This is a genomic window from bacterium (assembly GCA_019912885.1).
In the GTDB taxonomy this organism is placed as follows: domain Bacteria; phylum Lernaellota; class Lernaellaia; order JACKCT01; family JACKCT01; genus JAIOHV01.
This window is the reverse complement of sequence record JAIOHV010000130.1, coordinates 1-24,070: the sequence shown is the minus strand read 5'-3', so window position 1 is coordinate 24,070 and position 24,070 is coordinate 1. Positions and strand designations below refer to the sequence as shown.

Here is a 24,070-nt window from a genome sequence, read left to right as displayed (position 1 = left end):
ATCGGGCTCCCGTGCCCGCCCCCGCTCCCGATCCGTCGCCCGCGATGCCGCTTCCCGGCACTTCGCCCTCCGCGACGCCGGCGGGCGCGCCCGAACCGCAGCCCGCGGAAAATCCGTTTTTCGCGGTGGTGCGTCATGCGTATCTTGTCGACCCGGAGATCAATCCGGTTGGCGCGCCGGACTCTCGCGAAAAGGGCATCCGCCTGGTGGCGACGGGCAGTATCCGCAACAACACCGACAAGCTGATCTATCGCGCGGGCGCGTTCACGAAGCTCATCGCCGTGTTCGACCGGGATTCGCGTTTCGAGAAGCATTCGTCGGGGCTGGGCTTCGATCCGCCGGTGACGAGCACGAATCCGTGGCGGCCCGGCTCGTGGCGCGATTTCCGCATCGTGGGCCGCTCGTTTGACCCGATCTATCGCGAATACGAACCCCAGGCGATCGCGGCGACGCTTTCCCTGGAGGCCAAGGACCCCATCGGCTATTCGTTTTCCGGCGAGCTCGTCAAGCTCAAGCCGCGCTGGGAGGGGCTGTTCGGCCTCGTTGTTCAGGGCGACGTGACGTTGAACGCCGATGTCACGGCGGTTTACGGCCCCGGCGGGCGCAAGATGGCGGCCAAGGCGGGAGACTCGGTGCGACTGCACGCGCAACAAGGCGCGGGATTCCTGGCGGAGCGCGAGGGCGAGCTTTTCGGATGGATTTCGGCGGAAGCCCTGAATGTTCCTCCGTATGAGTCGCTTTACCCCGCGGAGGTCAAGGGCGATCTGCCGCTTTCAATCGAAATCCCCGAGCGCTACCGCGTTCGCGTGTTGGAATACGGATGGGAGCCGAAAATCGACGGCCTTCCGGAGGCCGCCGGCGGCTACATGACGTTCCGCGTGCGCGTCACGAACATTGCCGAGCGGCAGGCGGCGCAAATCAAACCGGGGATGTTCTGGGTCGATCAGGGATCCGGCCGCGGCGCGGAGGCGCTTGATCGGACCGCTTCGATCGCGGGCTCGCTCGAAACAGCCAATCGCGTCGCGCCGGGCGAGACGGCCGACGGCACGATATACGTCCCCCGGCACGTCAACGGCTGGCCGTTCGCGCTCGTCTTTCAGCCGGCGAGCCATCTGCGCGGGCACGCGCTGCTTCTGCCCGCGCTCGCGCCCGAACTGGCGCGCGGCGCGAAGGAGGCGACATGAAGATCAACGCCTTCGAATACGCGTTGGTCGACAACCCCGCGCGGCGCTTTTTGATGCGGCGCACGTTTTCGCGGTTTCGCGCGTGGTGCCCGCGCGATCTGGGGCACGTGCTGGAGATCGGCTGCGGTCCCGGCGCGGGGATTTTGCAGATCGACGCCTATTTCCATCCGTCGCGCATCGACGCGTTTGACCTCGATGAGAAGATGGTCGCGCGCGCGGGGCGCCTCGCCGGCCGCGCCAGGGCCGAGGTGGACCTGCAAGTCCTCGACGCGGAGCGCATCCCGTACGCGGACGCGAGTTTTGACGCGGTTTTCGAACTGACGATCTTCCATCACATCCCCGACTGGCGCGCCGCGATGAAAGAGGCCGCGCGAGTGCTGAAGCCGGGCGGGATGTTTTTGTTCGAGGAGCTGGTGCGCGAGTTTCACTTCGATGTGCCCGTAGTGTCGTTCGTGCAGCAGCGTTTCACGGATCATCCGTGGGCGACGATTCCTGACCGCTCGACGTTTCTGGCCGAATTGCCGAAGGCCGGACTGCTCGTCGAACACTTGCACGACCATCCGATAAAGGGTTGGATCGCGGGCGCGGCGAGAAAGCCCGCCTAGCCCGGAATTCGGAAAGACCGATCACCGATCGGCGTCCGTATGGCGGGCATCGATACCGAACAAGGAGGACAAATCGTGAAATTGACCGATGCGCTTTTGGGGGAACACGGCGTGATCTATTCGCTCCTCGATCACGTTGAGCGGGCCTTGCCGGCCGCGACGACGTTGAACGACGTCAAGCCGATGGCCGGCCTGTTGATGGCGGCGGTCGCGTCGCACGCCCACATCGAGGACGAACTGCTGTTCCCGGCCCTCGATCCCCACCTTGGACAGGCGGGCCCGCTTGCGGTGATGCGCCACGAGCACGAAGAGATCGAAAAAGCGCTCGAAGGAGCCGCGAATGCGCAGACGTTCGAAGCGGCCGTCGAAAACCTCCGGCGACTGATCGGCACGGCTCGCAATCACTTCGGCAAGGAGGAGCAGGTCCTGTTCCACATCGCGCAACAGGTCTTGTCCGAAAGCGATCTCGAGCGGCTTGGCGGCCGATGGGCCGACGCGCGGCGCGTGGCGGCCGGATAAGGCTTCGTCCCTCGCGAGACATGACGGCTCGGAAAGCGCACGGCCGCGACATTCGACGCGCAATGCGATGACGCACGAAAAAAGGTCCGCGCCACCCCCTGGATGTCGCGGCGCGGACCGTCGGCAGAAAACGGGAACGATGCGAATCGTCCGCGTCTAGAACTGATGGCAGATCATGCACTGGCTCTTTTCCTGCCACGGTTTGCCGTGCCGCGTGGCGTGGCATTCCAGGCAGTTCCACGCCGGCGTGTGGTCGTCCTCGGGCTCCGGCCCGTGGCGTGGATTGCCGAAGTCACCCATCGCGTGGCAGGCCAGACAGTCGTCGTTGCCGTATTGTCCGCCGTGCGGCTCGCGCGGCGAACCGTTGAAGCTCTGATTCGACGGGTGGCAGATGGTGCAGTTCCAGTCGGTCTCATGCAAATTCGAAAAATCAGGACCGGGTTCACCTTCCCGGTGACAGACCAGGCACTGGTCCGGATCGGTCCACGTTTTTGTGTGTTGGCTCTGGTGGCAGTTCAGGCAGCCGATCGACGAACCGTGCCCGTCGGGCGCGTTTGGATTGGTGTAGGACCACGGGCCGTCGAGATGGCACGCGGTGCAATCGTCGGGCGATCCGTAGGACGCACCGTGCGGTTCGCCAAGCGCCCCAAGGAAATCGGCATCGTGGCACAGGTAGCAGTTCCAGGTTTGTTTATGGCCCTGCGGTGAGGTCGGCGCGCCGCCGCCGGGTTGATGGCAGACAAGGCACTGCTTCCAGTCGGTCCACGTTTTGCCGTGCGTGCCCTGGTGGCAATTCAGGCAATTCTCGGGCGATCCGTGGCCCTTCGGGGCGTTCGGATTGGTGTACGTCCAGGACCCGTTGTCATGGCATTCGACGCAGTCGTCCGGCGCGCCGTAGTCGCCGCCGTGCGGCTCCTCGCCCGCGCCGAGGAAATCCTCGTCGTGGCAAAGGTAGCAGTCCCACCCCGGATCGTGATTTGACGGCGAGGTCGGCGTTGTGCTGCCCGACAAATGGCACACAAAACACTGGTCCGGGTCTTCAAACGTTCGCTGGTGCTGGGGCGTGTGGCAGGTGAGGCAATCCTGGTTGCTGCCGTGGTCCGCGGGCGCGTCCGGATCGGTGAATCCGAAATCTCCCTGCGTGTGGCAGTTCATGCAATCGCTGGGGGGATCGTAGAGGTCGCCGTGCGGAAGCTGGGGCGCGCGATAGAGCCCCTGCTCATGGCAGATGAAGCAGTTCCAGGTAATTTTATGATTGTCGGGAAACGGCGGGCCATCCGGACCGCCGGCGTCGTCATCGCCCGCGTCGTCGTCGGCGGTATCGTCATCGAGCGACGCGCCGGTTACGTCATCGCCCTTAAGAACCGCGCAGTCGCCGCAGCCGTTGGCTGCGACCAATAGCAGCACGAACGCCGCAAGAATCAGAAGGAACGCGGACTCGGGCCGCCAAGCTATTTTTCTCATCGAGCGCCCCCCGGAATCTCTCCCGGCGGACTTCGCGGCTCCATGATCTTAGTAAGAATCGCGACAAAATTAAAGGGATTTTTTCGCAACAAGGGCGGGCGGCGAAAGTTATTGCGGCGACGGGGCCTCCGGCGCGGCCGACGCTTCCTCGGGCGGGTGGAGGTTGCACGCGTTGCACGTCCATTCCTCGCCGCCCCACGGCCAAAGTCCGTCCTTTTTCGCGGAACATGCGGCGTACCATTCCGCGAAACTCGGCAGCGTCTTGCCTGCGGCGGCCAGGGCCTGTTGCGCCTGCGTTTTCGATACAACCGTCGCGGGCGCCACGCCGGCCCGGGAGATCGCACGGCCGTTTTCGTCGAGCGACGCCTCGTAGGTATCCAGGCAAAAATCGTCGACGCGCACGTCCCGGCGCGTGACGCGCCTGGGTTCGTCCGGCGTGGCGAGATTGAGTTGGACGGGTACGCGGACGGTACCGCCGCGAATAAGCGTCATGCCCTCGGGACACGCGAGCGCCCTACCCTTTTTCAACGGATCGGCCCGGCCACGAAACCCGTCGTCCTCGAATCGGCCGATCTCGGCGCCGTGAAAGTGCACCGCCGCGCAATCCGCGCGATACGCGATGGGAAACGGCCTGGGGCAGCCGGCCGCGTCGGGAGGCATCGAATTTGACGCCTCCAGGTGCTGATTCACGGTGGAGCCGGCGAGCGCAACGATCTCGCCACACGAATCCGGCGGCGACCATCCGAATGAGGCGGGTGCATCGCCCACGAATTCGGAGACGTTGCCGATCATGTCGCAGACCTTTCCGCCGTCGACGGAAAAACAGCATTGCCCGGTAAGGCCGACCTTCGGCTGCGTGACGTGATCGGGACACCGCGGCGCGCCGGCGAGGGCGGGCCGCGGTAAAGCCAACGCGACGGCCGCGGCAAGCCAAACCGCCGCACGCCGGTATCGCCGGTGCGTTCTGTCCATCGCGTCCATCATGTCCATCCGATCCATGATGTCCATCGCCAATCTGTCCTGCCGCGACAGACTTCTTTTCGCGCGTTGACAGCCCAAGGTCCGCACCTATACTGGCGCTCGCTTTTTTCCGGGGTCGTGATGGGCGGTATTTTTCTTCGCTCTCGAGGACAGATCCCGCCCGGCCGCGGCCCTTGCGCGACCGAGGCGGCAGTCGTTTCGCGCATCGCCGCGATCCTTGTCCTTGTTGCGTTTATTTCGGGCTGCGGCGAACCGGTGGACGAGTTTTCCGGCGAAGGCGGCGTCTTCGACTCGCCCGTGGGCATCGTCGTCAACGGCCGGTATGCGTACGTCACCAATGCGAATTTCGACCTTTCCGACGATTCGGCCGGCGCGATCACCGTCATCGATCTCGACCGCGCGCTCGTCAATCGCCACGACCCCGTCATCGAGCGTGTGCGGACGCCGGCCTACATCGGCAAGATGGTGATGTCGCCGGACCGGAGCCTTGCGTACCTGGCCAACCGTGGCGGCGACAGCGTGCTCATCGTCGATCTTTCGGATCCCGCGTCTCCGCGCATCGTCGATCTCGAACCCGGGCGCGACGGCGACCAGGGCATCCGCGTCGGCGTGGAGCCGTTCGGCCTGACGATGACGCCGGACGGCGAAAAACTCTTCGTCGCCAACGTCCGCAGCGGCGATCTTTCGATCGTCGATGTCGCCGAGCGCCGGCTCATCAAAAACGAGCTGTTGAATTTCGGCATCAACGAGGTGGCGGTCGATCCGCTCGGCCGCTACGCGTACGTCACGAACCGCGGGCTCGCGTCGGTGGTGCTCATCGACGTGGCCACCAACCGATTCGTCACCGCGTTCGCGCTCGGCAGCCGGCGCACCGGCGTCGGCATCGATACGCGCGGCATCGACTTCACGCCCGACGGGCGCTTTGCGTTCGTCGCCGCGCGCTCGCCGGAATCGGTGCTGGTTATCGATACCGACAAGATTCCCGGGCGGGCGGACGCGGCGATCGTCGACATCCTGCCCGCGGACGAGGCGCCGACGGCCGTGCGCGTGACGCCGGACGGCGCCGAGGTGTGGGTGACGAATTTCGTGTCGAACAACGTCATCATTTACGACGTCGACTCGCGCGGCGTGCTCGAGGTGATCCCCACGGGGCTTGGGCCGTACGACATCGCGTTCACGGAGCCGGACGACCGCGACCCCGAACAATATTACGCGCTGATTGCGAATTTCGACTCGCACAACGTCAGCCTGATGGACGCGCGCACGAAGGAATATATATGGGTCATCCCGTAACACGCGCGCTTTCGGGCCTTCTGGCGCTGGCCGTTTGGGCCGTCGCGGGCTGCGGCGGCGGAAGCCGCGGAATTGCGGGCGTTCAGGAACGTTTCGCCGGGCCGACGCGCGTGGCCGTGCAGCCGAACGTGCTCGATCCGTACGGCCATTATCTGTTCATCGCGAACAACCAGGGCGGCACGATCACCGTCGTCAACGCGAAAAAATATACCGTGCTTTCCGCGCACACCAACGAGGTGGACGACACGGACGTGGTGCGCGTCGGCCGCGCTCCGTACGATATCGCGCTCACGCCCGCGGGCGATCGCCTGTTCGTGACCGACACGTGGCGCGACAACGTGCGCGTTGTCTCCGGCTGGGCCGGGCGACGGCCGGACGTGTTCGACGTGAAGGTCGTGTTCGACGACGAGGGCCGGCGCGGCCTGCGTTACGACATTCGCGTGGACGAGCTTCCGCTCGTCGTGCGGGCGGGCGAAATCGAACTGCCGGCGCGGCTTCCGGAAGAAGGCGAACCGCTGCGCGCGTTCGTCACCGACCCGGACGGGGCGCGGCTTTTCGTGCTGGACGCGGACGCCGGCGAGGTGATCGGCGAGGCCGCGCTTTCCGGCACGCCCGCTGGCCTCGCACTTTCGGACGCGGGCGACCGCGTGTTCGTCACGACGCGCGAGGGCGACCTGCTTTTTGTCAATCCCGACACCCCCGCCCAGATTGTGAACGCGACGATCGAGCTTGGCGGCGCGCCGGGCGCGATGGCGATCGGCCGCGAACAAAGCGAACTGTACGTGCTGAACAACGACCCGCCGCGCGTGCACGTCGTACGCCTCGGCGCGCGGCCAGAGGTTGTCGAAGAGGTCGAACTGCCAAGCGCGCCGAACAGCCTGGCGCGAACCGGCGACGGCCGGGACGTCTGGATCAGCGCGAACGACGGCTTCGTCTACGTGCTCGACACGGACACGCGGCGCATCTGCAACTCCTGGGGCGGGCGCGTATTTTTCGACGACGAATGGCCGCCGTCGAATCCCGCGCTCGAACGCATTGAGGTGCGCGACTGCCTGGTGGCCACCGAGCGGTGGGTGCTGACCTACCACCTGCCCGAGGACGAGTGGACCGTGCGCGGCACGCAGTCCGGCTTGCAGATCGCACGCGCGCAAAGCGACCAGTTCTACGTCACCGATGGCGGCGAGCTTGGTTTTTCCATCCGGGAGAACGAATACCACGCCTCCGACGGCGACACGTTCTACTTCGAATCGAACGTGGGCGTCGCGCCGATTCGCGTGGGCCTCGTGCCCGACGGCATCGCGATGACGCCGTTCTACAAGAACGCGGATTTCGACATCGTGTTCATCGCCAACACCGGCACGCACAATCTCAGCATTCTGTACACGGAAGAGATCCAGCGGATTGGGGTGATTCCGTAGATTGAGGATCGAGGATCGAGGATTGAGGATTGAGTGGAATCCCGATCCCGTGCCCGTACCCGTGTCCGTGCCCGAAGTTCGCATCTCGCCGCGATGTTTGTCACACGCGCGCGTTAGCCAGACACGGCGCTCGTCGATTCCGATCAGTAACCGAAGCGGATCAGCACGCCGACGAAGGCCGCGACAAACGCCAGCGCGACAAGCCATTTGCCAAGCGAAAACGCGCGGGCGCGCAGATTCGCCGCTTCGGCCGCGCGCTCGGGATTTTGCGCCGCGGCGGCGAGACTTTTGGCCACGCGGAAATCGAGCACGAACGCGACCGCGAGGATGGCGAGGACGACGATCAGTTTGACCGCGATGGCGGCGGTGAACGCCCGAATGTGAAGGAAATACAGCCCCGTCAGAACAAGAATGATCAGCGAATGCCAGCGCACCATCTTCACGCGGCGCGGCAGCCAGCTCGCGGCGCGTGCGAACATCCGCGCGTTTTCCGGATCGCGCATCAGCGGCGCGAGGTAGAGCAGATAAAAAGCGCCCCCGCCCACGATGACAAGCGCGGTGAGCACGTGAAGGACGGCGACAATCAGATAAACCACGTTCGACCTCCGTCGTTTTCAGCCCGGCGTGCGGGCCCCCATCGTACGCATTCCGGCGCGGGGCGCGATAGCGCCCGCGGCGTCATTCCGGGCGCCCTTCGTCGTATTCAATTTCCGCGGGCGCCGCAAGCGTCGGCGCGCCGGGCCGGCGCATCAAAACGCGCGCGTCCGATCCGTCGGGCAACTCGAACGCCACGGGGTCCTCGTAGATCTCGCGCAGTTCTGGGGGCGCCTCGATCAAATAGTCGTAAGCCCGTTTGATCTGATCGTTATCGCGATAATCGTCGATGGCGCTTTCGAGCACCTTCTCCCACGGAACGCGGTACACGATCGCATCGACGCCGAGAATGTGCCCGGGCGCGCGCGGATCGGCGAGGATGTCCTCGTTGTCGTCGATCTGCGTTTCGACGCGGACATTCGCCCGGCGCAGCGAAAATTCGTACATGAACCCGATCCACGAAAAATCGAACGCCACATCATTCGACAACACACGCGGACTTGCGGCTTTCGTATGCGCGAGGATGTGGTCGACGATCACGCCGATGTGCCAGTCGTGCGTTCGCGGGACAAGATAGCTTTCCATCGAAAACACACGCGGAAAAAAACGGGTCGCAACGCGCCCGTCCGCGTCGTCGATCGGCAACGGGCGATACGATCCGTCGTCGTTGCGATAAAACGTGGCCGACAAGATGCCGGAAACGGCGACGATGCCGAATGCCGCGACGAAAACCGCGATGCCCGCCGCGCGCAACGCCCGGTTGAACGGGCGCGGCGGCTCGCCATTCGCGCGCCGCGCGGGCAGGAAACGCGTGAAAATCCAGGCTTGCGCGAGCGCGAGCGCCGGCAGCACGGGTACGAGGTTCATCTCGTTTCGGATCGGGACAAACGATACCAGCGCGAACGGCACGAGCACGGATGCCAATACGTACGCGCCCGCAACAAGGCGCGGCGCGCGGTCCGTCGTGCCGGCTAAGCGGATTGCCGAGATCAGGATCGCGACCGGGAGGGCGGCAAGCGCGAGGGCGTAAGGGATGACGCCGACGTAATAAGGCGGCATGTATGAGAGGTAGAATCCCAACTGCGCGCCCGGCGGCATCGATTCGGCGTACCGCTGCATCTGCCGCGCGTAGCCGAAAAAGCTCGGCAAGCCTTGCGGCAGGTACCAGACCGACGCGACCGACGCGGCGCAAAACGCCGCGCCGAACGCATGGCCGAGCGGCCCGCTCGTGAAGGTCGCGAAAAGGCCCGCACCGGCGATGAGCGCAGCCGTCACGAGCAGGATCGCCATTCCAAACGGAAAATCGCCGCCGGCCTCCGCCTGAAACCGGCTCGCGATATCGACGCGCGTCTCGTGCGGATAAATCAACCACGCCGCGAGGAGGCTCGCCGCGATCCATCCGCAGCCCGCGAGAAGCATTCCGGGGGCACCCGGCGGCAGGCGCCGCGCGAGCACGGGGGTGCGTTCGCCCGCAACGCGATATCGCGACGCAAACGATCGCGCGAGATAGCCGGGATAGCCGCGCCGGCGGATGCGCGCCGGATTCGGTTCGCGGCGCGGTTCGCGTCGCGGTGCGCGCGGCGCCGGCTCGATCGGCGCTGGTGCCCCTATGGCGCGAATCCACGGTACAAGCGACACGGCAATCGGCCCGATCAGATAGATGAAAAACGATTGTTTCGACAACGCGGCAAGACCCGCGCAAAACCCCGCGAGATACGCGTCGCGTTTTTTCGTATAGCCGTCCGAGCGCCACGCGAAAAACATCGTCAGCACGACCGCGGCGGTCAGCGGCCACTCCAGAAGATACTGGCGTGACGCCTCGCACGCGGCGGGCGAGATCGCCAGGAACGCCGCCGCCACGAGTCCCGCGGCGCGCGACATGAGCAAGCGTCCGAGAAAATACACGCCGATGAGAATCGCGACGGAGGGCAGGATTTGCGACATCATCGCGGCATCGTGCGCCCGTCCAAGGAACGCGAAGGCCAGGGTCGCAAGCGCGCCGCCGGGAGGATAGGCGGTAAACACCACGTGATAGGCCGCGCGTTTGTCTTCAAAATTCGCGAGGCCGTTCAGGAATTCGATCGGCCCCATGACGTGCGAGAGTTCGTTGAGATTCGCGGTGCGCGGATCCGCGGCGATGAACGCGAGATTCGTCGCGACATGAAAGACGACGATCGCGCCGAGAATGAGCGCATCGACGGCACGCGCGCGGGCCGGATGATCGTTGGCGCGATCGGCCGAGTCCGTCATGCGCTATTCGGGCGACGGAGGCGCCGGCGCCTCGGGAACGAGCAGCACCGGCGCGCCGGGGCGGCGCGTCGCCACCATCGCCGTCGTGCCGTCGGGAAGCGGAAAGGCAACCGGGTCGCGATAGGTTTCGCGAAACTCGTCCGGCGGCGCGGCCAGGTATTCGTACGTGCGACGCAGCTGATCGTTCGCGCGATAATCGTCCACGGCGCCCGCCAGAACGATCTCCCACGGCACGCGGTACACGATGGCGTCAAAGCCCAGGATGTGTCCGGGTTCGCGCGGATTTTCGAGGATGTTCTCGTTGTCGTCGAGCTGCGTTTCGACGATGGCCTTGCTGTGGCGCAGCTTGAAAACGTACCAGAACGCGTTCCAGGAAAAGTTGAACTGCGAGTCCTGCGACAGGACGCGCGGCCATTCGGCCTGCGTGTTCGCGAGGATGTGATCGGCGATCGCGTCAACCTGCCACGCGCGCGTTTGCGGAACGAGATAGTTTTGTTCGGAAAGCACGCGGGGAAAGTAGCGGCCGGCGATCGCGTTGTCCGAGTCGTCGATTGGCAGCGCGCGATAATCGCCCCCCGCGCTGCGAAAAAACGTCGCGGACAGCACGCCAAACGTCATGCAGGCGCCGAACGCAAGTGCGAACGCGGCGATGCCCGCGAATCGCGCGGCGCGCGCCCAAAGCGGCGGCGTGTCGTCCGCGCGTTTTTCCGGAAGAAGGCGCGTGAGGATCCACGCTTGCGTCATCGCGAGGGCCGGCACCGCGGGAACGAGGTTCATCTCGTTGCGGATGTTGATGAAAAAGAACGCCACGAACGGCACGAAGGTCCACGCGGCGAGATACGCGCCGGCCAGCGCGCGGCGCGGGCGGTCATCGGCGCGCGCGAAGCGAAAAATGCAGACGCCGGCCGCCACGGGTAGCAGCACAAGCGCGACGCGATACGGCACGACGCCGATGTAATAGTCGGGCAGATACGAGCGATAGAATTGTGCAAGCGACGCGGGCGACATCGTCTCGACGTTCATCGCCATCTGCCGCGCGTAGGTGACGAAATTCAGGATCCCCTTCGGGAAGTACCACACCGACGCGATCGCCACGGCGACAAGTCCCGCGCCGGCGGCGTTGGCGAGCGGCCCGCGCGCCAGAGTCGCAAGCGTTCCCGCTCCCGCCACGAGAAGCGTCGTCCCGACAAGAAACGTGGCGCCGTAGGCGAATCCGCCGCCGCCGCCGACGGCAAACCAGGCATCGATGCCCGAGCGGGTCGCGGCGGGGTATAGAAACCACGACACAAGCGCGCCGCCGGCAATCCACGCGCCCGCGACGATCGCCGGCCGGCGGCCCATCACGCGCCGCGCGGCCGTAGGCGCATCCGTACGCCCCGCGCGCAACGCGGCGATCCACGCGACGAGGGACACCGCAAGCGGGCCCGCGAGAAATACGAGGAATGTCTGCTTGGAGAGCGCGGCGAGGCCGACAAACAGACCCGCGCCGTACGCGTACCGCTTGTCCGCGTAACCGCGTGAAAGCCAAACGCAGGCGATCGCCGCGACGCCCGCCGCCGCCAGCGGCCACTCCAGGAGAAACTGGCGCGAGCCTTCGCAAGCCGCCGGCGAGACGGCAAGCAGCGCGGCGGCCACAAGCCCCGCCGCGCGTGAAAACAGCGCACGGCCGAGGACGTAGATCGCGGCGAACATCACGAGCGACGGGATAAACTGCGAAAACTGAGCCGCGTCGTGCACGCGGCCGATCACGGCGAAAGCGAAGGTCGCAAGCACGCCGGCGGGCGGATATCCCGTGAACGCGACGTGATACGCAGCGCGCCAGTCTGGAAAATCCGTCAGGTTGTTCAGAAAGTCGATCGGCCCGAGCACGTGCGAAAGTTCGTTGATGTTCGCGGTCCGCACGTCGAGTTTGATGTACGCGAGATTGGTCGCGAAATGGAACAGGACGATCGCGCCGAGCAGCACGACATCGCGCGCCGTCGCGCGATCGACCGCGCGAAACAGCGACGAGCCGCGCGCCGTCATTGGCCCATCCACGACGCGACGCGCAGCGCGAAACCCCACCACGGCGGACACGGCGCGATGAGCGCGCGGCGGCGCTCGATCGCCAGGCGCAGGTACGACGCGCGCCGGCGGCCGGCGAGCATTTCGCCAAGCGCCGATCGTTCGATCCACAGCGCCGCGTGCAGCGGGTGAAAGTGCCGGCGGCAGAGATCGGCCACCTGCTTCCATTGCGCCGCGTAATCGAACGGCCCGTCCGCGAGGCCAAAGGCGTCGAGCGTCGTCATCAGCGAAAGCTTGCCCGCGGACTTGCCGAGGATGAGCGAGGTGTGCGGGCGGTCGCCGTCGAACACGAACAATCCGACGCACGTCTCGTCGGGCCAATATTTGTGGAAGCGCCGCTCGCGGCGCTCGACATCGAACACGCGGTCGGGAATCCGCTTGGGGGGACGCGGATGCCACCGCACGACCTCGCGCGAAAATTCGCGAACGACCGCGACGATCGACAGGATCTGCGCGTCGTAGTCGTCGTCGCGGGCGATCGCGCGCTGCCACGCGGCAAAAAACGCGCGCACGTCTTGCGGCGCGAGCACCGCGACGGATTCAACGCCCTGCTCGGCGCGAATTGCCTCCAGGTCGCGCACGTCGCGCGGCGCGTATCCGACGAGCGCGCCCTTTTCGGGGTGCCACGCCTTCACGCAACGGTCGTTTTCGACAAACAGCCACATCGTCTTGCCGCGACCGCGCGGCCGCGCGAACAGGGCCAGCAGGTTGCGCCAATGGCGCGCGTCCAGATCGACGCACTCGATTCCCGCACCGATCACGGCCGCATCTCCATCACGCGCACATGCCAGGCGTTCATCGGCACGACCGCGCGGCCGTGCCCGGCGAACTCCTCGCCCGTCGCCAGATCGCGCAGGCGCAACTCGCCCGCGGCCGTCACGTCCGCGTGGCGCGCGGCGCCCGTCGGATTGGCAAGATACGCGATCCGCCGCGCCGCGCCGGCGTGCGTCTGGAGCGCGAACGGCGGCGCAACGCGCGCGCGCGGCGCGATGCGCAAGAACGACGCGACCGCGGACATCGTCCGGCGCGATGCGTCGTCGCGCGCCAGCGGCGCGGCGACAAGCACAAGCCGCCCGCCACCCGCGTTGAAGACAAGCGCGTCGTGCTCGCATTCGAGCTTGTGAACCGGGCGCGTCGTGAAGTGGTCCAGCCGCGCGTATTCGGACATGGCCTCGGAGCGCGTCGGCACTTCGGGACCGATCACAAGTGTGCCGCCGAGCTCGCAGTACGCACGAAGATCGTCCTGCAACGATTTTTCCATGAATTCGAACGACGGGCAGATGACGATCTCGTGCCGGCGAAGCATCCCGATCCCGGCGGTGGAATCGCCTTCGCGCCACGGGATGCCGAGCGCGTCAAGCGATTCGACGGCCGCCGCGAGAAAATCGTCGCAGGCGATCGGGATGTTGCGCGCGAAGCCGAGCGGGCGCTCGTCGCAAAGATGCGCCGCCGTCATGCGGCCCTCAACGATCATCGGCGAAATGTTGCCGAAGAGCGTCGCCGCTTTTTCGAGCCGATCGTACGCACGCGGAATCACGACGAGCACCGATGCCTCGCGCGAAAGTTCGTTCAGGCGATGCTCGCGGATGAACGCGACAAGTTCGGCGAACATGTCGTACGTCTCGCGCCTTATGCCGCCGCGCCGCGTGATGGGCGAGCCGTACCAGCGGTCGCGCTCGACGGCCATATAGAAGTTGAATCCGCGCAATCCGTACATCAGGCCGGCCAGCGCGGTGAACTTGTGATCGTCCGCGCCAAGCGGCGGCCACGCCTGATAACAACCGGCGGAAAACTCGGGCGACCACGGCAGGCGGCTTCGCCCCTCGAGCGCGAGCAAGCGCCGGCGATACGACGGGAAATCGCTTTTTTTCTGGTAGTAGTCCTGGCCGACGATGTCGAGCGCCGTTTCGTCCGCGCCGACGTGAAATGGCGTTCGCGAAAGCGACGGCGGCATGTTGTGCGTGAACAGGATGTCCTTGATGCCGAGTTCCTCCCACATCGCGCGGCAGCGCACCAGCGCGTCGTGCAGCACGACCTCCCTATGTTCGATCCAGTCGAGATAGGCGGGCAGGTCCTCCGGCGATCGCGCGTCAAAGCGCGTCGGCGGCATCAGATCGTCGAAAGCCGCGACCTTGCGGCCGTAGGCCTGGGTGAGCGCGGCGGGCGTCGCGTATTTCGTCGCCACGAATCGTCGATACGCCGCGACCGCGCCGTCGGAGTAATCCATGTCGTACGCGCCGGTGCGGAAAAAGTAGGACAGCTCGTTGTCGCATTGCACGAGAAAGATCGGGCCGTTTGGCGCAAGCAACGGACGGATCACGCCGGCGAGCGCCGTAAACCAGACGCGTGTCTCGCGCCAGAACGCCTCCGACGAATAGCTCGGCGCGGGAAACGCGCGCGGCGGTAGCGGCATCATGATCGGCTCGCCGTCCGGGCCGCGCGCCTTGACGGCCGGGTCGTCGAGCACGCGCGCGGGAAACCCGAAGTCGGTCAGCTCCGCGTTGATGTGCGGGCCGGGGCGGATCATGACGTCGAACCCGAGTGACCCGGCGAGCCTGATGAATCGCGCCACGTCGCGCTCGGGCGACACGTCGCCGAAATCGAAACGCCCCGCCGCAGTCTCGTGTACCGACCAGGGGATGTAGGTGCAGGCCATCGTCAGGCCGAGGCCGCGCATCTTCTTGAGGCACGCCTCCCACACCGTCGGCGAGAGGCGCCAATAATGGATGGAGCCCGACAATAGCGGCGCGGCGCGGCCGTTTATCTCGACGCCGCTTGCCGTGACGCGCACGCTCACGCGGGCTCTCCGGGTGGGAACATTGAAGGCATGAATCCACGTCCCGGCAACGCTGTCAACGAAGGCGCGACGCCGCCGAAATTGCACCACGGAGAGCACAGAGGACACGGAGGGGAAAACTGGAGCATGACCTTTGTGTTCTCTGTGTTCTCTGCGGTGAGTCCGCGTCGCGCCCCTTTGCGTCTTGGCGGTGAACATTCTAATTTCGCGCGCATGTCGCTTGCCGCCGCCCTTCTTGTGTACCTCGCCGCGGGCGCGACGGCGGGTTTTATCGCCGGGTTTCTCGGCGTCGGCGGCGGCATCATCTACGTGCCGGTCCTCTCGCACCTCTTCCGCCTCGAAGGCGTCGGCGGCAACGATATTTTCCACCTCGCACTCGGGACGTCGCTTGCCGCCATCATCCTGACGGCAACCAGCAGCGCTCGCACGCACCACGCGAGCCGCATGGTCGATTGGCGGGCGGTGGGCTGGACGGGCGCGGGGGGGGTCATCGGCGCGACACTCGCGGCGCAGATCGCGCTGCGTATCGAGGGCGCGTGGTTGCAGACGATGTTCGGCGCGATGCTGATCGGCGTGGCGTTGCATCTGGGACTCACGAAATCGACGCCGCACGTGAAGGGAAGCGAGCGCCGATCGCGCCTGTTGCTCGCGTCGCTCGGCATCGTCGCGGGATTCTTTTCCGGTTTCTTCGGCGTGGGCGGCGGCATCGTCAACGTGCCGCTTTTCATCCTGTTCGCGAACTTCGCGCCGCACCGCGCCGTCGGAACGTCGAGCGCGCTGGTCGTCGTGTACGCGATCGCCGCGGCGGCGAACTACGTCGCCGCGACGCCGCCGGCCGCCATTCCCGGCGCGGTCGGATTTGTCTATCTTCCCGCCTGGATCGCGCTCGCGCCCGCCAGCATCGGCATGGCGCACCTGGGCGCGACCGCCGCGCGCCGCGTGAATCCGCGTCCGCTCAAACAATTCTTCGCACTGCTGCTTTTCGTCATCGGCCTTCGCGACGTGCTGCAGCCGTTTTGGGGAAACGCATGACCGAAATCGTCGTCCGATTCGCGCCCTCGCCCACCGGCAGCCTGCACATCGGCGGGGCGCGCACCGCTCTCTACAACTGGCTTTACGCGCGCCACACCAGCGGAAAGTTTCTGCTGCGTATCGAGGACACCGACGCCGAGCGCTCGACCGGCGAGAATGTGCGCGTGATCCTCGATGGCCTTTCGTGGCTCGGCCTCGATTGGGATGGCGAGCCGATCTATCAGTCCCGGCGCATCGACGCGCACAAGGTGCTCATCGACAAGATGCTCTCCGACGGCACGGCCTATCGCTGCACGTGCACGAAGGAGGAACTTGCCGAAAAGCGCGAGGCCGCGCAGGCCGCCAAGCAGAAATATACCTACGATCGCAAGTGCCGCGACGCGAATCACGGCACGGACGCGCATTTTGTCGTGCGCATCAAGATGCCTATCGACGGCGAAATCGTGGTGGACGATCTGATTCTCGGGCGCGTTGCCTTTCCGGCCGAGGAGCTCGACGACTGGATCGTCGCGCGCGCGGACGGCCTGCCGACCTACAATTTCGTCGTCGTCGCGGACGATCACGACATGCGCGTGACGCACGTCATCCGCGGCGTGGACCACCTGAACAATACCCCCAAGCAGCTCATCGTTTACAAGGCGCTGGGATTTGACGTGCCGGCATTCGCGCACATTCCGCTCGTGCATGGCCCGGACGGCAAGAAACTCTCCAAGCGCCACGGCGCGACGAGCCTGACGGAATTCGCGAAGCTCGGTTTCATGCCCGCGGCGCTGCGCAACTATCTTGCGCGCCTGGGCTGGTCGCACGGGGACAAAGAGCTTTTTGCCGACGAAGAATTGATCGCGCTATTCGACGTGAAGGACGTGAACCCATCCGCCGCGATCATGGATATGGACAAGCTCGCGTGGGTGAACCAACAGAAGATGATGACGCTGCCGGAAAGCGACGTCGTCGACGCGCTGCGTCCGTATCTCGCGGCGCGCGGGTATCCGGAGCGCGAGCAAGCCTGGCTCGAAAAACTCGTTGTCAACACGCGCGAACGGTTCAAGAATCTCGCCGAGCTGGCGGATCACGTGCGTTACTTTTTTGAAGACCCCGCCGCGTATGACGAAAAGGCAAAAGCGAAGTTCCTGAACGTCGACGGCGCGTCGATCCTCGCCGAGATCGCGGATGGCCTCGACGCTCTCGCGGATTTCGCCGAGCCGGAAATTGAACAGGTGTTCAAAACCATCTGCGAAGCGCGGAACCTCGCGCTGGGCAAGGTCGCCCAGCCGGCGCGCGTGGCGCTGACCGGCGGTACGGTTAGCCCGGGGATCTTCGAGACGATCGCGCTGATCGGCAAGGAGACGGCGTTGAGGCGGATTCGCGCGGCGGCGGCGGTTGCGCGTTAAGGCGTGGCGAACCGCGGCGGGTCGACGCGTGGCCGTTTTCGTAGGATCGCCTCGCATAGCGTCGTCATCCTGAGGCGAGCGCAGCGAGCCGAAGGATCTGGCCCCGACCGTGTCGACGCGTGGCCGTCAGCCGGGGCGAGCCAGATCCTTCGCTTCGCTCGGGATGACGAGTACGCGCTCACGATCAGGAGTACGCGCCCAGGATGACGAGAGCGCGCTCGGTGATGACCGCACGGCAACGACTCAAATTACAGCGTCGCGCGGACTTCCGGCAGCGATGCGCGGGGCGTCAGCTTCGTGTCCGCGTGCGCGCGTTCCAGGTCGAGCAGCTTTTTCTTGAGTTCGAGGCCGAACGCGTAGCCGCGCAGGTCGCCGGGTGTGGATCCGACGACGCGGTGGCACGGGAGCACGAACGGCAGCGGGTTTTTCGCGTTGGCCTGGCCGACGGAGATCGACGCCTTGGGGATGCCGATCCCAGCCGCGATCTCGCCGTAGGTCATCGTTTCGCCATACGGAATCCGCAAAAGCGCCTCGCGCACCTTGCGCGCAAACGGCGAGCCCATGATGCGGTACGGCACCGTGAACGCGCGGCGCTGGCCCGCGACAAACTCCTCGAGCTCAGCGAAAAATCGATCGAGAACCGGTGTCCGCCCGCCCACGACATCGGGGCGATCCCAGCGCGCCGCGGCGGCGCGCGCGGCGTCTTCCGCGTTTTTCGGCAAGGCGAGCGTCACGCACGTCAGTTCGCCGTCGAATTCGACCGCGACAACGGCGCGATCACCGAAAAACTCCATTTGACGCACATCAAACACGGCCCGATTTCCGCTCATCGTTCACCCCCTGGTTGCCGATAGAATACACCGAGCAACGAATAACGCACACGACGTGAAAACGCCCAGGGACGGGGCCCGCCATGACAAATTCCATATCCGCGAAATCGCTCGTTTTTGTCTTCGCTTTCGCCACCCTGGCCATCGCGCCGCTTCTGGCGGGCTGCGAAGACAGCACGTTCGGCGTCGCCACGCCGGACGAATCGGGCAACTACGAACCCGAATCCGCGAAACCGGAAGAGGAATCGGAGGAAGAAACGGAATCGTCCTTGGTCGATGCGCCCGAATTGTCGATCGACGACCCTTTAGGGAACGCGAGCCCGACCGACGACGACACCGCCGACGACGACCAGGCGGACGACCCCGCCGATGGCGGCGGCGATAACGATGACGACGCGGGCGACGATGTTTTTCCCGGATCGCCGGGTGACGACAACAACAACAAGCAATCAGCCTTGTCCGAGTTTCGCGCGCTGTGTTCGTTCGAGATGCACGCGAGAGAGATCACGCCGTTTACGCCGACACCCGCCCAGGCCGCGGAAGCTTGCAACATGGCGTTCGTGCCCGAGGGACCGGCATTTGTCGGGTGCGACCCGAATACGCCCGATCCGTTTGGCGAGGCGTGCCGCGCCGATCAGCTTCCGTTCCACGAGGTCCGTCTCTCGGCATTTGTCATCGACCGCGTCGAGGTCTCGTTCGGCGAATACAACGCATGCGTCGATGCGGGCGCCTGCGAGGCGTCCGGCTTCGCGAACGACCCCGTTTACGATCAGGCGCACCTGCCCGTCGTCGGAGTGACGTGGTTTGACGCGGACGCTTATTGCGGCTGGCGCGGCAAGCGGCTGCCCACCGAGGCCGAGTGGGAAAAGGCCGCGCGCGGCCCGGACGGGCGCGTCTACCCGTGGGGCAACCAGTGGCAACCCGAACGGACAAACTGGGACGAAAACGGTTACTACGACGGCTTCGCGTCTCCGGCGCCGGTCGTCTCCTTCACCGACGTGCGCACACCGTACGGCGCGGTCAACATGACCGGTAACGTCTGGGAGTGGGTCTCCGACTGGTACGACGCGAATTACTATTCCGTCAGCCCGGTCAACGATCCTCAAGGTCCCGCGACGGGCGCATCACGGCTGCTGAAGGGCGGCGCGTGGAAGTATGACTTCTACGACACGCGCCTGCGCACGAGCTTCCGCAACGTGCAACCGCCGCACGGCCGCAGCAACCATGCGGGATTCCGCTGCGCGATGAGCTGGTAGGTTTTTTCCGTAATAAAACGCAAGGAATTTTCACCACAGAGAACACAGAGGACACCGAGAAAACAAAAATTCTCTGTGTCTTCCGTGTTCTCCGTGTTGAATCGCGTTCCTTGCGATAACCTTCCAGCCTTTTAGCCTTCCCGTCTTCCAGACTATTTACGCTTGACGGGCATCCCCACCGTCGGCAGGCGGACGCGGTCGGGCAGGTAGAGCCCCCACACCGCCGTCGCCGAGCGCGTTGACGCGAGGAAGCACCGGCAGATCTGCGCGCCCAGGTCGTAGCGCGGAAACTGCTCCTCGATGCGCCGGACCTCCGGGCGGATGACGCGCTTTTTGCGCCCGAACACGTCCATCCACGCGCCGACGTGGATCAGCCCGGCGAGATTGCCCTTCGACCATTTCGGAAACGGCAGCATGTGATAGCGGATCGCGTCCGCGAGAGGGCCGATGCGCTCGTCGCCGTATCCGCCGGCAAGCAGAAAGCGGCGCAATTCGTACGCGCCGGAAACGGTGAAAGGGATGCGCGGGCGGCGATGGCCGGGGCACAGGCCGAGATCGTGGAACAGGGAGACAAGGTAAAGATCGCCCTCGTCAAACGGAATGGAACGCTTGCGCGCGAACGCGCGGGCCAGAAAAAAGCAGCGCAGCGAGTGGTTGAAGACGGCCGGCGGCGCGGATTGGCGCAACATGTCCGCGGCCTCGGCGAAAATCGGCGCGTCGGGTACGGCAAGCGGCGTGTCGTCCATGAGGGTGATTGGTAGGCGGGACGCGGGGTAAGCGCAAGGGGGGCGGCGAAAAACGAGGATTGAGGATTGAGGATCGAGGATTGAGGATTGAGGAATAGAATCGCACCGAAGCGCGCGCCATCGTTTACCGTCCATAAGGTCCATTCGGTCCATCATGTCCATTTTGTCCATCGCCCCGTCGGCACGTGGGGGCGATGCCGGCCAACCCGAACGATTTTTTTGCAAAATGTGTGCAAGGCGGCCTTGACACCGCGTCAGCCGTGACTACCTTTGCTGCGTCTCCGGCGAGTGTCCGCGTTTTTGGGGCGCCGGGGCAAAATATTCCTAAATTTTCGAGAAAAAGTCGCCAGCGCCGAAGACGCCGGGCGGCGCGGGTTTCGGTTTTGATCGGGTTTTTATCCAGGGTCCAACCCTTTTCGCACACCATCGCTGCGTTTCATCGAAAGGAGACGTCCTTATGAACATCCGTCCTCTCAACGATCGCGTCGTCGTCAAGCGCGTGGCCGAGGAGGAAAAGAGCAAAGGCGGCATCATCATCCCGGACACGGCCAAGGAAAAGCCGGCCGAGGGTGAGGTCGTCGCGGCCGGCCACGGCAAGAAGCTCGAAAACGGCACCGTCCAGAAAATGGACGTGAAGGCCGGCGACCGCATCCTGTTTTCCAAGTACGCCGGCACCGACGTAAAGATCGAAGGCGTGGAGTACGTCATCATGCGCGAAGACGACATCCTCGGCGTGATCGAGAAATAAATTCGGCCGAATCGAAAAGATCCCAAGGAGGTAAATCCATGGCCGCGAAAGTGATTATGTTCGGGCAGGACGCGCGGGCGCGCATCCTTTCCGGAGTGAACATCCTGGCGGACGCCGTGAAGGCGACGCTTGGCCCCAAGGGCCGCAACGCGATTCTCGACAAGTCCTTCGGCGCCCCGACCGTCACCAAGGACGGCGTCACGGTCGCCAAGGAGATCGAGGTCGAGGACAAGTTCGAAAACATGGGCGCGCAGATGGTGAAGGAGGTCGCCAGCAAGACCTCGGACGTGGCCGGCGACGGCACCACCACCGCGACCGTTTTGGCGCAGGCGATCTACCGCGAGGGCTTCAAGCTCGTCGCGGCGGGGGCGAACCCGATGGACCTGAAGCGCGGCATCGACAAGGCCGTCTCGGTCGTGATCGAGGAGCTCGACAAGATCAAGCGCGACACGCAGGACCAGAAGGAGATCGCGCAGGTCGGCACGATCTCGGCGAACAACGACGAGACGATCGGCACCATTATCGCGCAGGCGATGGACAAGGTCGGCAAGGAAGGCGTCATCACCGTCGAGGAAGCCAAGTCGATGGACACGACGCTCGAGGTGGTCGAGGGCATGCAGTTTGACCGCGGCTACCTGTCGCCCTATTTCGTCACCGACTCCGAACGCATGGAGGCCGTGCTCGAGGACGTGTACATCCTTCTGAACGAGAAGAAGATCAGCAACATGAAGGATCTTCTTCCGGTTCTCGAAGGCGTGGCGCGCTCCGGCAAGCCCCTTCTCATCGTCTCCGAGGATGTCGAGGGCGAGGCGCTCGCGACGCTGGTCGTCAACAAGCTGCGCGGCACGCTAAACGTGGCGGCGGTGAAGGCGCCGGGCTTCGGCGATCGCCGCAAGGCCATGCTCGAGGACATCGCGATCCTCACGGGCGGGCAGGTCGTGTCCGAGGACATCGGCACCAAGCTCGAAAACGTGACGCTCGACCAGCTCGGCCGCGCCAAGCGCATCGTGATCGACAAGGATAACACGACGATCGTTGACGGCGCCGGCGAGGCCGCGCAAATCCAGGGCCGCGTCAACCAGATCCGCGCCCAGATCGAGGAAACGACCTCCGACTACGACCGCGAGAAGCTCCAGGAGCGCCTGGCGAAGCTCATCGGCGGCGTGGCGGTCATCAAGGTCGGCGCGGCGACGGAAATCGAGATGAAGGAGAAGAAGGCGCGCGTCGAGGATGCGTTGAACGCCACGCGCGCCGCGGTCGAGGAAGGCGTCGTCCCCGGCGGCGGCGTCGCGTATCTCCGCACGCTCCCGGCGCTGCGCAAGCTGAAGCTCGAGCACGACCAGCAGGCCGGCGTGGATATCATCGCCCGCGCGCTGCAAGAGCCGATCCGCCAGATCGTCGCCAACGCCGGCGGCGAGGGCGCGGTGGTCGTTGAGCGCGTGATGGCCGAAACCGGCAACTTCGGTTTCGACGCCGCGACCGAGGAATACACCGACATGATCAAGGCCGGCATCATCGACCCGAAGAAGGTCGCGCGCACGGCGCTGCAGAACGCGGCGTCGGTCGCTACGATGCTTCTGACGGTCGAGGTCATGGTCGCCGAGAAGCCCGAGGAAAAGGGCGGCGGCGGCGGCATGCACGGCGGCGGAATGGGCGGCATGGGTGGCATGGGCGGCATGATGTAAGCGCCCGGCAAATCGAGAACCCGAAAGCCCCGGATGCGAAAGCGTCCGGGGCTTTTTTTGCGACCGGCGACTGGCAACCGACAACCGGTAAACACAACGCGGCGTATTCTTCCGGCGGGGCGAAAATTGCCGTGTCGCGGCAGACATGGCCGCTGGGCGCCCTGCCCCGCCAATCGACGCCGTGCGCCTAATTGCCTGAAATCCGGACACAATTTGCCGGACCGCCGGCGTGGCACAGCCCTTGCTCATTCCTGTACCCGGCATGGATGCCACGGACCGCGGCCCGGACGCCGCTCCATGGGAAGGAACGTCATGTCACGCGTCTCCGGCGATCTGGATCAGGCCTCTCTCCTTCGGATGTTCATGTCAAAATGGCAGGGCTCCGACGTCAGCCCCAACGCGGCCACGTTTGAAATCGCGATGCGCGAGGCCGCTTCGCAAAACGAAACACACGAATCCGAGCGCCGCCTGCGCGAAGACATGATTCCATCGACCGGCGACGGGCGAATCGGCTCCGACAACCCCGCGCCGGACGTCAACGAGGATGTTGTTTCGACCGGCGTCGCCAAGCATACGCCCCGTGCCGACAACGGCGAAGGCCGCATCGGATCGGAAAACTCCGGGCCGGCGCCCCAGGCGCCCCAAACCGCATCGCCGCAAACACCGGCGGACAAAGCCAACGCGCCGGCCGCACCGAAAATCCAGGCTCCCGCCGCTTTGCAAAAAGGCGCGTTGAAGATTTCGTTTGTCAGCACCGCTTCCGCGTCGGACGCGCCGGCTGTCGCACCGAAAGCGACGATGCCGGTCGTGTCGTCGAAGGTGCCCGCGCCGCTTGCGCCAAAAGCCGCGCCGGCGATCGCAACGCCGGCCGCCGCCGAACACGCTGCGCTACGCCCGGCGCCGCTCGCCAAAGCGCACGCCGCCGCGACGATCGTCGCCGCGAATCCGGAGGCCGTGACCAAGCCCGCGAATGCGTCGCGCGATACGCGGTTTCGTTGGCCGATGAACATCGAGTCGCTGGAAACGTTCGCACCGGTCGAGGACGCTCCGGTGACGGCGCCCAAGCCGGCCGTTTCGCGCGACGAAGCGGCGGCGATCGCGCGCGTCGTGCGCGATCTCATGAACAACCGCCCGATCGAGGCGCGTCCCGCGGCGGCCGCGAGCGTCGAAACGCCGGATGATACGACCGAGCCAGCCGCCGAGACCCGGCAGC

The 24,070-nt window shown here is 65.3% G+C and carries 20 protein-coding genes; 11 read left to right on the top strand and 9 right to left on the bottom strand.

The annotated features are described in order from the left end of the window. The 3 genes from K8I61_11130 to K8I61_11120 all read left to right on the top strand — a co-directional run. On the top strand, positions 1-1,184 hold a 1,184-nt coding region (locus tag K8I61_11130; protein MBZ0272581.1), incomplete at its 5' end, for a hypothetical protein. Beyond that, entirely contained in the window at positions 1,181-1,789 is a 609-nt protein-coding gene (locus K8I61_11125; GenBank protein ID MBZ0272580.1) for a methyltransferase domain-containing protein, read from the top strand. The genes K8I61_11130 and K8I61_11125, both read left to right, overlap by 4 nt. A 75-nt stretch (positions 1,790-1,864) precedes the next feature. Beyond that, positions 1,865-2,308, top strand: coding sequence for a hemerythrin domain-containing protein (locus K8I61_11120; protein ID MBZ0272579.1), 444 nt, complete (start codon positions 1,865-1,867; stop codon positions 2,306-2,308). Positions 2,309-2,464: 156 nt separating this feature from the next. Here the strand turns inward: K8I61_11120 and K8I61_11115 are convergent, their stop codons facing one another. Both K8I61_11115 and K8I61_11110 read right to left on the bottom strand, forming a co-directional pair. Next, complete coding sequence (locus K8I61_11115; protein MBZ0272578.1) at positions 2,465-3,772, bottom strand: hypothetical protein; 1,308 nt, start codon at positions 3,770-3,772, stop codon at positions 2,465-2,467. 108 nt (positions 3,773-3,880) lie between these two features. Then, complete coding sequence (locus K8I61_11110) at positions 3,881-4,780, bottom strand: hypothetical protein (protein ID MBZ0272577.1); 900 nt, start codon at positions 4,778-4,780, stop codon at positions 3,881-3,883. A gap of 93 nt (positions 4,781-4,873) precedes the next feature. Between K8I61_11110 and K8I61_11105 the strand changes: the two genes are divergently transcribed. Beyond that, the gene (locus tag K8I61_11105; GenBank protein MBZ0272576.1) at positions 4,874-6,046 is read left to right on the top strand and encodes a beta-propeller fold lactonase family protein; all 1,173 of its coding nucleotides are present in this window, start codon (positions 4,874-4,876) and stop codon (positions 6,044-6,046) included. Then, positions 6,031-7,464, top strand: a complete 1,434-nt coding sequence (locus K8I61_11100) for a YncE family protein (GenBank protein MBZ0272575.1) — start codon at positions 6,031-6,033, stop codon at positions 7,462-7,464. Before K8I61_11105 ends, K8I61_11100 begins: the two co-directional genes overlap by 16 nt. 143 nt (positions 7,465-7,607) lie before the next feature. On the opposite strand, the gene K8I61_11095 is transcribed toward K8I61_11100, so the two are convergent. The 5 genes from K8I61_11095 to K8I61_11075 form a co-directional block, all read right to left on the bottom strand. Then, a complete protein-coding gene (locus K8I61_11095; GenBank protein ID MBZ0272574.1) occupies positions 7,608-8,060 on the bottom strand; it encodes a DUF2269 family protein in 453 nt (150 codons plus the stop codon). Between the two features lie 82 nt (positions 8,061-8,142). Next, on the bottom strand, positions 8,143-10,308 hold the full coding sequence (locus K8I61_11090) for a glycosyltransferase family 39 protein (protein ID MBZ0272573.1): 2,166 nt from the start codon (positions 10,306-10,308) through the stop codon (positions 8,143-8,145). Positions 10,309-10,311: 3 nt separating this feature from the next. Continuing rightward, on the bottom strand, positions 10,312-12,333 hold the full coding sequence (locus K8I61_11085) for a glycosyltransferase family 39 protein (protein MBZ0272572.1): 2,022 nt from the start codon (positions 12,331-12,333) through the stop codon (positions 10,312-10,314). Beyond that, positions 12,330-13,133, bottom strand: coding sequence for a hypothetical protein (locus tag K8I61_11080; protein ID MBZ0272571.1), 804 nt, complete (start codon positions 13,131-13,133; stop codon positions 12,330-12,332). The genes K8I61_11085 and K8I61_11080 overlap by 4 nt, the downstream gene beginning before the upstream one ends. Then, positions 13,130-15,169, bottom strand: a complete 2,040-nt coding sequence (locus K8I61_11075) for a beta-galactosidase (GenBank protein MBZ0272570.1) — start codon at positions 15,167-15,169, stop codon at positions 13,130-13,132. The genes K8I61_11080 and K8I61_11075 overlap by 4 nt, the downstream gene beginning before the upstream one ends. Before the next feature lie 213 nt (positions 15,170-15,382). Here K8I61_11075 and K8I61_11070 point away from each other — a divergent pair, with 213 nt between their 5' ends. Together K8I61_11070 and gltX are read left to right on the top strand one after the other, a co-directional pair. Beyond that, positions 15,383-16,201, top strand: coding sequence for a sulfite exporter TauE/SafE family protein (locus K8I61_11070; GenBank protein MBZ0272569.1), 819 nt, complete (start codon positions 15,383-15,385; stop codon positions 16,199-16,201). Continuing rightward, complete coding sequence (gltX, locus tag K8I61_11065; GenBank protein ID MBZ0272568.1) at positions 16,198-17,592, top strand: glutamate--tRNA ligase; 1,395 nt, start codon at positions 16,198-16,200, stop codon at positions 17,590-17,592. Before K8I61_11070 ends, gltX begins: the two co-directional genes overlap by 4 nt. A gap of 248 nt (positions 17,593-17,840) precedes the next feature. On the opposite strand, the gene K8I61_11060 is transcribed toward gltX, so the two are convergent. Further along, a complete protein-coding gene (locus tag K8I61_11060) occupies positions 17,841-18,422 on the bottom strand; it encodes a methylated-DNA--[protein]-cysteine S-methyltransferase (protein ID MBZ0272567.1) in 582 nt (193 codons plus the stop codon). Between the two features lie 83 nt (positions 18,423-18,505). On the opposite strand from K8I61_11060, the gene K8I61_11055 reads away from it, so the two are divergent. After that, complete coding sequence (locus K8I61_11055; protein MBZ0272566.1) at positions 18,506-19,678, top strand: formylglycine-generating enzyme family protein; 1,173 nt, start codon at positions 18,506-18,508, stop codon at positions 19,676-19,678. Positions 19,679-19,830: 152 nt separating this feature from the next. Here K8I61_11055 and K8I61_11050 read toward each other — a convergent pair whose 3' ends face one another. Next, positions 19,831-20,424 carry an HD domain-containing protein gene (locus tag K8I61_11050; protein ID MBZ0272565.1) on the bottom strand — a complete coding sequence of 198 codons (594 nt, stop codon included), beginning with the start codon at positions 20,422-20,424 and terminating at the stop codon, positions 19,831-19,833. A gap of 457 nt (positions 20,425-20,881) precedes the next feature. Here K8I61_11050 and groES point away from each other — a divergent pair, with 457 nt between their 5' ends. The 3 genes from groES to K8I61_11035 form a co-directional block, all read left to right on the top strand. Further along, positions 20,882-21,172 carry a co-chaperone GroES gene (groES, locus tag K8I61_11045; GenBank protein MBZ0272564.1) on the top strand — a complete coding sequence of 97 codons (291 nt, stop codon included), beginning with the start codon at positions 20,882-20,884 and terminating at the stop codon, positions 21,170-21,172. A 38-nt stretch (positions 21,173-21,210) separates the two neighbouring features. After that, positions 21,211-22,857: a chaperonin GroEL gene (gene groL / locus K8I61_11040; protein MBZ0272563.1), complete on the top strand. Its 1,647-nt coding sequence runs from the start codon at positions 21,211-21,213 to the stop codon at positions 22,855-22,857. Positions 22,858-23,169: 312 nt separating this feature from the next. Continuing rightward, positions 23,170-24,070, top strand: a 901-nt coding sequence (locus K8I61_11035; protein MBZ0272562.1) for a hypothetical protein, incomplete at its 3' end; no start/stop codon positions are given.